The sequence below is a fragment of the Actinophytocola sp. genome, from assembly GCF_036378875.1.
Lineage (GTDB): Bacteria > Actinomycetota > Actinomycetes > Mycobacteriales > Pseudonocardiaceae > Actinophytocola.
The window spans coordinates 38,208-50,883 of record NZ_DASUVO010000103.1 but is presented as its reverse complement, the minus strand read 5'-3'; the positions used below and the strand labels follow the sequence as shown (position 1 = coordinate 50,883).

Here is a 12,676-nt window from a genome sequence, read left to right as displayed (position 1 = left end):
ACTCGCAGTCGATCCTGCCGACCCGATCGTGAGGGGCCGCCCTGTGACGACCTCGTCTCGTGCCGTGTTGTTGTCCGTGCTGGCGGTGATGGCGGCGCTCCTCACCGTGTTGCCGGCGACGACCGCAGCCGCTGCGCCGACACTCGCGAACGGCTTCGTGCTCCGCGACATCGACACGGGTCTACGCGGCATTTCCTCGGGCGGTCTTGGCGACGGCCTCACCGATTTCGCCTACCTGCCTGACGAGACGATCCTGGTCGCCGGCAAGTACGGCAAGGTCATGTGGTTGCCGAGGGTGGGCTCGCCGGTGCAGATCGCCAACCTCCCGACCAACGGCACGGGCGACCTCGGTCTCATCGGCCTGGCGGTGGCGCCCGACTACGCGACCAGCCGGGCGGTCTACACCGCGCGGGCGGTGTCCGCGACCGGTCCCGGCTCCGGCGCGAACGGGGTGCTGCGGGTGAGCCGCTGGACCGCCACCACCGACGCCGACGGCAGCCCGGTGGGACTGGCGGACGAGCAGACCGTCCTACAGACCTACGCCGACTACCACACCCACGGCCTGACCGGCCTGGTCGCCGCGGCCGACGGCACCGTGTGGATCTCCATCGGCGACAACGCGGAGTACCTGGGCATCCCACGCGCCTCGCTGCGTGCGCTCGACCTGAACGACCCGCACGGCAAGCTCCTCCACGTCAACCCGGACGGCTCCGGCGTGGCGACCAACCCCTACTACGACCCCGCCAACCCGGGCGCACCCCGCAGCCAGGTCTTCGCGAGCGGCTTCCGCAGCCCGTTCCGGTTCAGCCTGGAGCCGGGCACCGGCCGGCCGGTCCTCGGCGATGTCGGGGCAGGCGCCGTCGAGGAGGTCAACCTCGTCACCCCGGGCAACAACTACGGCTGGCCGTGCTGGGAGGGCGGGCAACAGACCGGCTGGCAGGAGTACCCGGAGTGCGCGGGCGTCTCGACGGCCAAGCCGCTGTACTCGTACCCGCACGTCGGTGGCAGCGCGGTGACCGGCGGCGTGTTCTACACCGGGGACTCGTACCCGACCCAGTACCGGGGCCGCTACTTCTTCGGCGACTACGTCGACCAGGTGCTGTGGACGTTGGACTTCGACGGCCGCGGCGTGCTGACCACGTCGCCGGAGACAGCCGGGTTCGGCAACGGGATCGGCGCCCCGGTCAAGTTCGGCACCGTCCCGACGGGTGGGGACGTCGTCTACGCCGACATCGCGTCCGGCAAGCTGCGCCGGCTCGTGTACGCGCCCGGCAACTCCTCACCCGATCCAGCGATCACCTCAACGGTCGAGGCGGCGGCACGCACGGTCACCTTCGACGCCGCCCAGTCGACCGACCCGAACGGCGACCCGCTGACCTACACGTGGAACTTCGGCGACGGCGGGACCGGTACGGGCGAGCAGGTCAGCCACGTCTACCCGGCCACGCAGGAGAGTTTCACGGTCACCTTGACCGCCAGTGACCCCGGCGGCGCGACGGCCACCACGACGGCCACCGTCTATCCGGGCAACCACGCGCCGGAACTGTCCCTGCGGGCACCGGACCCCGCCTACACGTACGCGGTCGGCGACCTCGTCGCGGCGGACGCCTCCGCGACCGACGCCGAGGACGGCCCGGTCACCGTGACCTGGGCGACCGACTTCGTCCACTGCGTGGCACCGGCCGACTGCCACCGGCACCCCGGGGCCCGGCAGGACGGTCCGGCGTTCCGGCTCACCTTCGATGGCCATCCCGGGGACAGCAGGCTCGAGGTCACGGCGTTCGCGACCGACTCGACAGGCGCCATCACGTCGTCCACGTTCGTGGTATGGCCGCGGCAACGCAGGGTGACCATCGACAGCACGACACCGGCCGCCTTCAGCATCGGCGGCGAGACCACCTCGTCCGGTCTGTTCACGGTCGGCACCCAGCTCACGATCACCGCGCCGGACCAGGCACTCGACGGTGTGGCCACGTTCGACCGGTGGGGCGACGGCACCACCGAACGCGTCCGCACGATCACCCTGCCCGACGCCGACCAGGTCGTCGAGGTCCGCTACGCCACGCCGATCGACCGCCGGTACGACGCCGACGCCACGCTCCGGTCCAGCCTCGGCGAGCCGACCGCCGTGGAGCAGGGCGACGCGACCGTCCGGTGGCGCACCTACGCGCGGGGCAGCATGTACTGGTCGCCCGCGACCGGCGCACACGTGATGGTGGGCGCGATCCGGTGGAAGTACCTGTCGTTCGGCGGGCACCTGGTGCTCGGCATGCCGGCAACGGACGAGCTCGCCGGCGCGGGTGGCGGCCGGTTCCAGCTGCTGGCCCGCGGACAGGGCATCTACTGGCACCCGAACACCGGCGTACACGTGCTGATCGGCGCGATCCACGCCCGCTACCGCGCCATCGGCGCCGAGACGTCGGCCCTCGGCTACCCGATCACCGACGAGGGCGGCGCTCCCAACGCCCGCTTCAACCACTTCGAGCGCGGCTCCATCTACTGGACACCGTGGTACGGCGCGTGGGAGCTGTACGGCGCGGTGCTCGGCCGGTGGGCCACGCTCGGCGGCGGGCCGGCACTCGGCTTCCCGACCGGCCCCGAGGGCTACACCGCGAACCGCACGGGTCGTATCCAGCACTTCGAGCGCGGCACGATCTTCTGGTCACCCGCGACCGGCGCGTGGGAGGTCGTCGGCGCGATCCGTGGCCGGTACGCCGCGCTGGGGTGGGAGCGCTCGTACCTGGGCTACCCGATCACCGGCGAACGGGCGGTGCCAGGCGGGCGCCGTTCGGACTTCCAGGGCGGCTACATCTTCTACAACTCGTTGTATGGCTGGGTTGTCGATGTTCGGAGATGAACCTGTGGCCTGGCAGCCGCCCAGTTGTGACCTAACGGTAACCACACGGTGCTGCGTAGGTACCCTGGGACAACCTGCCTACTCCCAGGAGGACTGGACTCGACATGCTCGGCAGCACCTCGACCGCCAGTGAGACCTCGGCCCCCGACGAGCGACTCGTGGAGCACGTGCCAAGTGGCCGCCTGGTCGCGCAGCGCGGCCTGTTCCGCGGTCCCGACCCGGTTTGCCCCGACGAGCTGTACGCGCAGATCGTCGTCGGCACCGCGGCGCGGCATCGGCAGCGGCTCGTCGTGCACGCCGGTTCCGAGGTGTCCACGGACACGTACTTCGGCCGCTTCCCGGCGAGCTACTGGCAGCGCTGGACGGTGGTCACCGAGGTCCAGGCCGAGTTGACCGTGGCCGGCACGGGCCGCGTCGCGCTCATCGCCTCAGACAGCAAGGGCGACACGCGCACGGTCGCGGCCGAGGAGGTCACCGCGCAGCACGGCGGGCAGGTCACGCTGCGCACCAAGCTGGACAAGTTCCTCGACGGCGGCTTCCTGTGGCTGGAGTTCGCCGCGTCCGACGCCGAGCTGGTCGTGGAGCGCCTGCGCTGGACCGTCGAGTCGCCGGAGCGCCTCCGCCCGACAGCCGTCGTGATCTGCACGTTCAACCGTGCCGACGACTGCACCAAGACCCTCCAGTCCCTGGCCGCCGACGACGAGGCGCTCGAGGTGCTCGACGCGATCTACGTGGTGGACCAGGGCACCGACACCGTCGAGTCCCGGCCGGCGTTCGCCACGATCGAGCAGGACCTCGCCGGGCGGCTGCGCTACCTGCGTCAGCCCAACCTCGGTGGTGCCGGCGGCTTCGGCCGAGGCATGTACGAGGTCACCGAGCGTGGCTCCGCACACGCGAACGTGCTGCTCATGGACGACGACGTGCTGTGCGAGCCGGAGATCGCCGTGCGGCTCACCGCGTTCGCCAACCGCACCTCCGAGCCGACCATCGTGGGCGGCCAGATGCTGCGGCTCCTGCACCCCACGATCCTGCTGGCCGGCGCGGAGTACGCGGACTTCGCGCAGCTCGTGCCGGGCCAGGTCGTGCGTGGCGCGCTCGACGACGTCGACGTGACCGAGGAGGCGGAGGACGAGGACGGCGTGCCGACCGGCAAGCCCAACCGGGGTGACCGCCGCGTCGACGCCGACTACAACGCGTGGTGGTCCTGCCTGATCCCGGCCGAGGTGGTCGCCACCATCGGGCTGCCGCTGCCGCTGTTCTTCCAGTGGGACGACGTCGAGTACGGCTACCGTGCCCGCGCCAACGGCTTCCCGACCGTCACACTGCCGGGCGCCGGCCTGTGGCACGCGGACTTCGACTGGAAGGACGCGGACAAGTGGAACGAGTACTTCGCGGTCCGCAACGCCATGATCGTTTCCTCGCTGCACGCCGAGATCGACCCCAAGCAGATCGCGCGGGTCATCCTCTCCCGCGTCGTCCGCGGCCTGCTGTCCATGCAGTACGGCCTCGCCGCCACGGTGCTCAAGGCGGTCGAGGACTACCTGAAGGGCCCCGGTTTCCTGCATGACGGCGGCGCGGCCGCGGCGCGGGAGGTGCACGCCCTGCGTGCCGACTTCCCCGACACGGTCATGCACTCGGCGACCGACGTCCCCGGCCTGCGGGCTGGCGAGATGCCGATGGTCCAGGCCGGGCCGGCGCCGAGCATGAACCGCGTGGTGCTACTCAAGCGACTGATCTACTTCGCCCTCGGCAAGTCCGTCCACGAGATCGGCTCGGTCGCGCAGGAGGACGCCACCTGGTGGCACCTCTCGCAGTTCAAGACGGTCGTCGTCACCGACGGTTCCCAGGGCGGCGTGCGCGTGCGGCGCCGGGACCGCGAGCTGACGTTCAAGCTGGCCAAGCAGGCCGGCAAGCTCGCCCGCCGGATCGTCGCGGAGCTCCCGCGCGCGCGTGCGGAGTACCGGGCCGCCGCCGCCGATCTCACCAGCCGAGACAACTGGCGCCGGCTCTACGGGCTGGAGTGATCCTGTCCCGCGGGCGCCGCCCAGCCACGGGCGGCTAGGATGCGGTTGGAGTAGGTGGACGGTGCCGAGTCTCGGCGCCACCCCCCAACCATCTCGGCTGGGGTGCGGGTTGACGACCGCAAGTCCTAGTCACTTCCTGGAGGAGCAGAACCGTGGCCGAGCCGGCGACTGCCAGCAAGCCTGACGCCGATCGCGTGCTCTGGCGCGTGATCCTGCCAAAAGAGAGCGATCCGCTCGATGTCCGGCCGTTGTACCTCGACGAGCCGGAAAACGTGAACTGCCACGTCTCCTCCCGTCGCCAGCTCCAGGTGCCACCGTCGGCACGGGTGTCGTTCGCGTCGTACTTCAACGCGTTCCCGGCCAGCTACTGGAAGCGCTGGACCACGGTCGAGCAGGTCACGCTGCACCTGAGGGTGCGGGGCGCCGGCCGCGTCGAGGTGTACCGCTCGAAGCCGAACGGTGACCTCGTGCACCTGACCGGTGCGCCGGTGCACGCCGAGGACGACTGGCAGGCCTTCGAGTTCGACGTGTCGCTCGCGCCGTTCGAGGACGGTGGCTGGCTGTGGTTCGACGTGTTCACCGAGAACATCCCGCTCGAGATCACCGACGCGTGCTGGCTGTCGAACAAGCCGCTGCGGCGCCAGAAGATGGCGATCGGCACCACGACGTTCAGCCGGCTCGACGACTGTGTCGCCGCCCTGCTCTCGCTCGGCGAGGACCAGGCCGTGCTCGACGTGGTCAGCAAGGTCTTCGTCGCCGACCAGGGCCCCAAGAAGGTGCGCGACCACGCCCGCTACGGCGAGCTGGTGAACGCGCTCGGTGACCGGCTCGAGGTCATCGAGCAGGGCAACCTGGGCGGCGCCGGCGGCTTCACGCGTGCGTTCTACGAGGCGCTGGAGCACACCTCGCCCGGCACGGTCGACCAGATCATGCTGATGGACGACGACATCGCGATCGAGACCGACTCGATCCTGCGGTCCAACATGTTCGCGCGGGCCGCCGCCAAGCCGGTGATCGTCGGCAGCCAGATGCTGAACCTGCAGGCCAAGTCGCGCCTGCACACGATGGGTGAGGTCGTCGACATGGCGACCTGCGTCTGGCGTGCCGCGCCGGGCGCCAAGATGGACCACGACTTCGGGCAGTACTCGCTGCGGGAGAGCCCCGAGCTGCACAAGCGCATCGACGCCACCTACAACGGCTGGTGGATGTGCCTGTTCCCGCGTGAGGTGCTCGAGAAGACCGGCCTGCCGCTGCCGCTGTTCCTCAAGTGCGACGACGCCGAGTACTCGCTGCGTGCCGGCAAGCTCGACATGCCGACGGTGACACTGCCCGGCTCCGCGGTGTGGCACGAGCCGTGGACCGACAAGAACGACACCAAGGACTGGACGGCGTACTTCCACCTGCGCAACCGCCTCATCATGGGCGCGCTGCACAGCCCGTACGACCTGCGGAAGACCCTGCTGGTGCAGGGCGCCCGGGTCGCCGTGCGGCGGCTGTTCTCGATGGAGTACTCGACCGCCGCCCTGGAGAACAAGGCGCTCGAGGACTTCATGGCCGGTCCGGAGCGGCTGTTCGACTCACTGAAGAACGGGCTGCCGGAGATCCAGGCACTGCGCAAGCAGTACACGGACGCGCAGTTCGCGCCGTCCGCGCGGGAGTTCCCGCCGCCGTCGTTCGACATGGTCAAGGCCGAGCAGATGCTCCACCCGCCGGTGCACCCGGCGCGGATCGCGCTGCGGGCCGGTAAGGCGCTGGTCCACAACCTGCGGGGGACTGACCCCAACGCGGTGGAGCGCCCTCAGGTCAACGTCTCGGCCAACAGCGCGTTGTGGTTCCTGCTCGGCAACCTGGACAGTGCGACGGTGTCCAACGCCGACGGCAGTGGGGTGGCGTTCCGCCGCCGCGACCCGAAGGTGTTCCGCGAGTTGGCCGCCCGCACGGCGCACAACTACCGCCGTCTGATCGCCGAGTGGCCGAGGCTCGTCGAGCAGTACCGGGCCGCGGTGCCGGAGCTGACCTCGGTCGAGTCGTGGCGCAAGGTCTTCACCAGCTAGTACGGACAAACGAAAGGGCCACCGGGACGAACCCGGTGGCCCTCGCGTTGTTCAGCGTTTGACGAGATCAGACGGCGCGGACGCCGGTGGCCTGCGGGCCCTTCTGGCCCTGGCCGATCTCGAACTCGACGCGCTGGTTCTCGTCCAAGCTGCGGAAGCCGCTGCCCTGAATCTCCGAGTAGTGGACGAAGACGTCATCGCCGCCACCGTCCGGGGCGATGAAGCCAAAGCCCTTCTCAGAGTTGAACCACTTCACAGTTCCCTGTGCCACTACACAATCTCCTGATACTGCTGTGCAGGCTGCCGCGGTTGCGACAACCTGTTGGCCGGTTCAGACGGCGACTCAACCTACAGCTAACCCGCGCGCCCGCAATCGTTCGCGAGCGTGATCGAACACGAACTCAACTACGACCAGGGACAGTCAACCACACGGGACCGACAGAGCGCACTATGACGGTTACAGTGCTCGCATGATGACGCTGCGGTCCACCGGACCGTGAAACCCCTTGCGAAGGGTTGCGGCGAATCACGGGCTGAGACACGCTCGTAGTGTGAGTGAGCTCGCTAGTGACCAGCCCCGTTCCATCGCTCTCGATCTCGACGACGCGGGGGTTTCGGTCGATCTACCCCGTCCTGCCCATCGTGAGGACCAGGTGTACGGCGTTCCGTACCGCCCGGTCGAGTTCCGCGACGACGACCTGCCGACCGCGCTGGAACGCTCGGCCGCCTGGCTGCGACAGACGCAGGAATGGCTGGGAGAACCAGTCGACGTCATCGCCATCCACCTGGACTATGACGACAGCGGTGACTCTCCGTACTACGACGTGAAGCTCCTCTGCAACGACGAGGACCTCGCGGGCGCCCCCATCGCGATGCGTGACATCAAGACCAACTCCTAGACAGGCGAAAGGTGCTGGTCAGCCGCGCAGTGTCGCGTGGCTGACCAGGCTTGCCCTCCTCGACCACACGTCTGGCCAGCCACCACGCCACGTCATCACGGCGAGCGCGGAGGTCTTCAGCTCCAGCGACTCGTTGGTCAACATTCGCACGAGGTCCGACAGGCCAGGATTGTGGCCGACGAGCGCGGCGGTCGACACGTCGTCGGGCAGCTCGTCCAGTACCGACATCAGTTCCTGGTAGGTCGCGGCGTACACCCGCTCGTCGTGGCGGACCTCGCCGGCGACCAGGCCGGACAGTGAGAGCGTCTGACGGGCGCGGGTCGCGGTCGAGCAGACCACCAGGTCCACCTTGCCGACGTTGTCGGCCACCCACGGTCCGATCAGCGGAGCCTCGCGGCGGCCTCGCGCGGCCAGCGGACGCTTCTCGTCGGGCAGGTCCCGGTGCCAGTCCGACTTCGCGTGCCGCACGACGACGAGGGTCCGAGCCATGCGCCCCAGCATGGCATGCCCGTCAGAACCAGCGCTCCAGAACCTGTGCCACGCCGTCCTCCGAGTTGGGTGCCGTCACCTCGTCGGCCACCGCCAGCACCTCGGGGTGCGCGTTGTCCATGGCGACGCCGTGTCCGGCCCACTCCAGCATCGGCAGGTCGTTGGGCATGTCACCGAACGCCACGACCTTGCGTGCCGGCACGTCAAGCAGGTCACACACCCACCCGAGCCCGGACGCCTTGGTCACGCCGGCCGCCGAGATCTCGATCAGCCCGTTGTTCGACGAGTACGTGACCTCCAGGTCCACGTCCACGAGCACGGTCTCGACGACCTCCACCATCTGTTGGCTCGTCAGGCCTGGGTGTCTGAGCAGCAGTTTGGTCGCCGGCCGGCCGAGCACCTCGGCTCTCGACACGATGTCCGGCTCGTCGGTCTCGCCTTTCGGGTTGCCCCACGGGTTGCGGAAACCACGCTCGGTCGCGAACGGCTCCTCCTGCTCCCGGCCGACGGTGGTCCGCTCGGCGGCGACGCGGATGTCGGGCAGCGCCGCCGCCACCGCCTCGACCACGTCGTGCAACCGCATCGCCGGCATCTCCCGCACCGCCAGCACCTCGTCGGCGCCGATGTCGTACACGGACGCGCCGTTCGCGCACACCGCGTACCCCGACAGGCCCGCCATCTCCGCCACCCCTGGGATCCATCGCGGCGGTCGGCCGCTGACCAGCACAAAAGGGGTGTCCGCCGCGAGCACCCGGGCGATGACCCGTGCGGTGCGTTCGGTGATCTGCTGCATGGGGTCCAGCAGGGTGCCGTCGACGTCTGAGGCAACGAGCTCGGGTTTGTCCACAACGCCATCTTCCCCGGCCCGAATCGGCTACGGTGCGTTTCGTGAGCTACCCACCACAGGGTTACGGGCCACAGGGATATCCGCCGTACGGGCCGCCCCCTCCTGGTTACGCTCCGTATGGCTACGGCCGGCCCAGCACGGCACTGGCCTACATCACCGCGATCGTGTTCGTCGTGTGCGGTGTTCTCGCGTTGATCCTGGCGATCGTCGGCTGGCGAGGCGTGCAGGGCGACAACCAGATCATGGTGGCCGCCATGGTCGGCGCCGCGTTCAGCGAGGACCTGACCGGCAACTTCGACTTCGCGGTCTCGCTCACGATGAGCGTCGCGTGCACGACGATGACGTTCGCGCTGCTCCTGTTCGCCCGCCTGGAGTTCGTGCGCTGGATCCTGGCGGTGGTCGGTGCGCTCACCACCGCCTACTACATCTACGCGATCATCTGGCTACTGAGCAACGACGGCGGCGAGGTCATCGCGATGGTTCTCGTGTCGTGGCTGCTGTGGCTCGCCGCGACGGTGCTCGCGGTGCTGCCGGCGACCGGCCGGGCCATGCGCCGCCGCCAGCAGCCGGCAGGCATGCCCGGTTACCCGCCACCCGGCTACCCGCCGCAGTACTGAGTTACGGTGCCAACTGTGCGTGTTGGCGTCGTGATCCTCCCCGAGTACCGGTGGCTGCTGGCCGAACAGCGTTGGCGTGCGGCCGAGAGCTACGGCTTCGACCACGCCTGGACCTACGACCACGTCGGTTGGCGCTCGCTCGTCGACGGCCCGTGGTTCGACGCGGTGCCGACGCTGACCGCGGCGGCCACCGTCACCAGGCGGATCAAGCTGGGCACGCTGGTGGCCTCCCCGAACTTCCGGCACCCCGTGCCGTTCGCCCGCAGCCTGCTGGCCCTGGACGACATCTCGAACGGCCGCCTGCTCTTCGGCGTCGGCGCGGGCGGCCTCGGCGGCTACGACAACCAGGTCATGGGCGGCGAGCCGCTTCCCGCACGCCTGCGTGCCGACCGGTTCGCGGAGTTCGTCGAGCAGCTGGACTCCCTGCTCACGAACGAGCGCACCAGCATCACCGGCGAGTACTACACCTCCGTGGACGCCCGCTCGGCTCCCGGCTGCGCCCAGCACCCGAGGGCACCGTTCGTGGTGGCCGCGAACGGCCCCCGGAACATGCGGATCGCCACCCGCTTCGGCCAGGGCTGGGTCACCACCGGCAAGGGCGGCGAGACGATCGAGGACTGGTGGGCCGGCGTCGCCGCGCTGGCGAAAACCTTCGCCGCCCTCCCCGGCGCCGAAGGCCTCGACCGCTATTTGAGCCTGGACGCGGCACCGGTGTACTCGCTGTCGAGCGCGGAGTATTTCCGCGAGGCCGTCGACCGGGCGGCACACCTCGGTTTCACCGACGTGGTCACCCACTGGCCCCGCGAGGAAGGCGTGTACGCGGGCCAGTTGAGCACACTGGAGGCCGTGGTCGACGACCTGCCGCGACTTCGCGAAAACTGAGCGCGCCGCCGGCCCCGCGTGTACCTTCCCGCTCTCAGGGGGAGGGGGCACGTGAGACTCAAGATCGTGTTGGCCGTTCTCGTGACACTGGCCGCGACGAACTGCACGACGCCGGCAGCGCCACCACCGGTCCCGACGACCATTTCCGCGAAGCCGAAGCTGCCGAAGCTCGACGTGGCCGCCGAAGCGGCATGGACCAGCGACGGGACGTCCGAGGCGCGGTTGCGGGACGGGACGGCGCTTGCCGTGGGCCAAAAGACGTTCCAGGTGATCGATCTCGCCAGTGGCGCGGTTCGGTGGAAGACAGACGAGAACACCGGCCTCGGCGGCGGCAGGTGGGACACGCGGGTCGGGACGCCGTTCCTCGTCGGTGAGGGTGCGAACCTCGCCGTGCTCAGCGCCTATTACCGCTTCGGGCAGGACAACGAGTACGGGCTCGTGCTCCTGTCTGCCATGGACGGTCGCGTGTTGTGGCAGAAGACCACCGGTGAGCACCTGTTCCTGCACGCCGCCGACGAGCGGATCGCGCTCGTGACGACCACCGAGGTCGCCACGCTGACCAAACCGGCCGATCTACGGATGATCGCCTTCGAGACACGCACCGGCAACCAGCTCTGGGAACGGACCGGTGCCTGGCCGGCAGCCATCGCCGGGAACACGGTCCTCGGCGTCAACGGGTTGGAGCAGGATCTCCCGCTGGACGCCCTTGGTCCGGGACCCTCGGTGTTCGCGTTCGACGTTGCGACCGGTGACCCACGCTGGGACATCGCCGATCGGTACGAGGGCTCGGAGGTGCTGCTCACGGCGGGGGAGGTCGTGCTGGTCCGTGGCACCGAGTCGACCGAGGACAAGGCCGAGTTGGTGTTGTTGTCGGCTGGAACCGGAAAGCGCGTGGTGGACATTGGCGAGGTCACGGCGAACTGCGAGACCGACGGTGAGGCAACGATCGTGTGTGGTTCCGAGGACGACACCCTGTCGGTATTCCGTCTCGCGGACCAGTCAGTCACGTCGGTGCCCAACGACGACGTCGTCGAGGCCGTGTGGCGGGATCGGATCTTCGTCAACGCGATCGGCGACCGCCACTACACCGTGGACCTGGCGGGCAATGAGATCGATCGGATTCCCGGGGCGCCCGTCGCGGTGAGTGGAGACTACCTCGTCGTTCACGAGAACCCGAGGCGGCCGGCGCTCGTCGGCTATCCACTCGGCTGAAATTCGTGACCCAGGGCACGGAACGTTCCGGGGGGCCCAGGCGTCTCTATGGGCGAGGCCCACAAGGCCGGAAGGGATCAGGGGGAAACGCCAGGGGAGAGGACCCTCGTGCCGGGGGAAACGGGTGCGGGGGTCTTCGGCGTTTCATGGGTCGGGACGTACGGGTAACCGGCCGGTATGGACACTGTCCAGGCGTTACTCGACAAGGCCGGCCGCACTTACGCGGAGGACGCCGGGATCAGGCTCGCCGACAAGCCCGCGCCGCTCTACCGGCTCCTCGTGCTGAGCACGCTGCTGTCCACCCGCATCAAGGCGGACATCGCCGTCGCGGCCGCGCGGGAGTTGAAGCGGTACGGCACGCCCCGCGCGATGCTCGAGGCCAGCTGGCAGGACCGGGTCGACGCGTTGGGCCGCGCCCACTACGTCCGCTACGACGAGAGCACCGCGACCGCGCTCGGTGACGGTGCCCAGTTGCTGCTCGACGAGTACAAGGGCGATCTCCGCACGATCCGTGGTGACGAGCTCGCCGAACGTCTGCGCCGGTTCCCCAAGATGGGGCCGGTCGGCGTGGACATCTTCTGCCGTGAGGCGCAGGTGGTCTGGCCCGAGCTGCGGCCCTACCTGGACAAGAAGACGCTGGACGGCGCCAGGAGGGTCGGACTCCCGACCAACCCCGAGAAGCTGGCGAAGCTCGCGGGTGATGACGTGCACCGGCTCGCCGCGGCGCTCGTCCGTGTGAGCCTCGACAAGAAGCTCGCCGATGCCGTGCGCGCAGAGTGACGGACAGAGCCGCGT

The 12,676-nt window shown here is 69.3% G+C and carries 11 protein-coding genes; 8 read left to right on the top strand and 3 right to left on the bottom strand.

The window, feature by feature from the left end:
• Positions 1-43: 43 nt before the first annotated feature.
• The 3 genes from VF106_RS31495 (at position 44) to VF106_RS31485 (ending at position 6,935) form a co-directional block, all read left to right on the top strand.
• Complete coding sequence (locus VF106_RS31495) at positions 44-2,857, top strand: PQQ-dependent sugar dehydrogenase (RefSeq protein WP_330843531.1); 2,814 nt, start codon at positions 44-46, stop codon at positions 2,855-2,857.
• 104 nt (positions 2,858-2,961) lie between these two features.
• The gene (locus tag VF106_RS31490; protein WP_330843530.1) at positions 2,962-4,881 is read left to right on the top strand and encodes a glycosyltransferase; all 1,920 of its coding nucleotides are present in this window, start codon (positions 2,962-2,964) and stop codon (positions 4,879-4,881) included.
• 152 nt (positions 4,882-5,033) lie between these two features.
• Positions 5,034-6,935: a glycosyltransferase gene (locus VF106_RS31485; RefSeq protein WP_330843529.1), complete on the top strand. Its 1,902-nt coding sequence runs from the start codon at positions 5,034-5,036 to the stop codon at positions 6,933-6,935.
• A 67-nt stretch (positions 6,936-7,002) separates the two neighbouring features.
• Here VF106_RS31485 and VF106_RS31480 read toward each other — a convergent pair whose 3' ends face one another.
• Positions 7,003-7,206, bottom strand: a complete 204-nt coding sequence (locus VF106_RS31480; RefSeq protein WP_330843528.1) for a cold-shock protein — start codon at positions 7,204-7,206, stop codon at positions 7,003-7,005.
• A gap of 280 nt (positions 7,207-7,486) precedes the next feature.
• Between VF106_RS31480 and VF106_RS31475 the strand changes: the two genes are divergently transcribed.
• Positions 7,487-7,834: a hypothetical protein gene (locus tag VF106_RS31475; protein ID WP_330843527.1), complete on the top strand. Its 348-nt coding sequence runs from the start codon at positions 7,487-7,489 to the stop codon at positions 7,832-7,834.
• Positions 7,835-7,852: 18 nt separating this feature from the next.
• Here the strand turns inward: VF106_RS31475 and VF106_RS31470 are convergent, their stop codons facing one another.
• Positions 7,853-8,323, bottom strand: a complete 471-nt coding sequence (locus tag VF106_RS31470) for a SixA phosphatase family protein (RefSeq protein WP_330843526.1) — start codon at positions 8,321-8,323, stop codon at positions 7,853-7,855.
• Positions 8,324-8,345: 22 nt separating this feature from the next.
• Positions 8,346-9,170: an HAD family hydrolase gene (locus tag VF106_RS31465; protein WP_330843525.1), complete on the bottom strand. Its 825-nt coding sequence runs from the start codon at positions 9,168-9,170 to the stop codon at positions 8,346-8,348.
• Between the two features lie 41 nt (positions 9,171-9,211).
• On the opposite strand from VF106_RS31465, the gene VF106_RS31460 reads away from it, so the two are divergent.
• The 4 genes from VF106_RS31460 (at position 9,212) to VF106_RS31445 (ending at position 12,661) form a co-directional block, all read left to right on the top strand.
• Positions 9,212-9,787, top strand: coding sequence for a hypothetical protein (locus VF106_RS31460; RefSeq protein WP_330843524.1), 576 nt, complete (start codon positions 9,212-9,214; stop codon positions 9,785-9,787).
• A 15-nt stretch (positions 9,788-9,802) separates the two neighbouring features.
• Positions 9,803-10,669, top strand: coding sequence for an LLM class flavin-dependent oxidoreductase (locus VF106_RS31455; protein ID WP_330843523.1), 867 nt, complete (start codon positions 9,803-9,805; stop codon positions 10,667-10,669).
• Positions 10,670-10,720: 51 nt separating this feature from the next.
• On the top strand, positions 10,721-11,881 hold the full coding sequence (locus VF106_RS31450; RefSeq protein ID WP_330843522.1) for a BamB-related PQQ repeat family beta-propellar protein: 1,161 nt from the start codon (positions 10,721-10,723) through the stop codon (positions 11,879-11,881).
• Positions 11,882-12,058: 177 nt separating this feature from the next.
• Positions 12,059-12,661: an endonuclease gene (locus VF106_RS31445; protein ID WP_330843521.1), complete on the top strand. Its 603-nt coding sequence runs from the start codon at positions 12,059-12,061 to the stop codon at positions 12,659-12,661.
• Positions 12,662-12,676 lie beyond the last annotated feature (15 nt).

What these genes read in the sequence shown, in the direction of transcription:
- VF106_RS31470 (WP_330843526.1), bottom strand. Translation starts at nt 8,323, where the DNA reads ATGGCTCGGACCCTCGTCGTCGTGCGGCACGCGAAGTCGGACTGGCAC.
- VF106_RS31490 (WP_330843530.1), top strand. Translation starts at nt 2,962, where the DNA reads ATGCTCGGCAGCACCTCGACCGCCAGTGAGACCTCGGCCCCCGACGAG.
- VF106_RS31445 (WP_330843521.1), top strand. Translation starts at nt 12,059, where the DNA reads ATGGACACTGTCCAGGCGTTACTCGACAAGGCCGGCCGCACTTACGCG.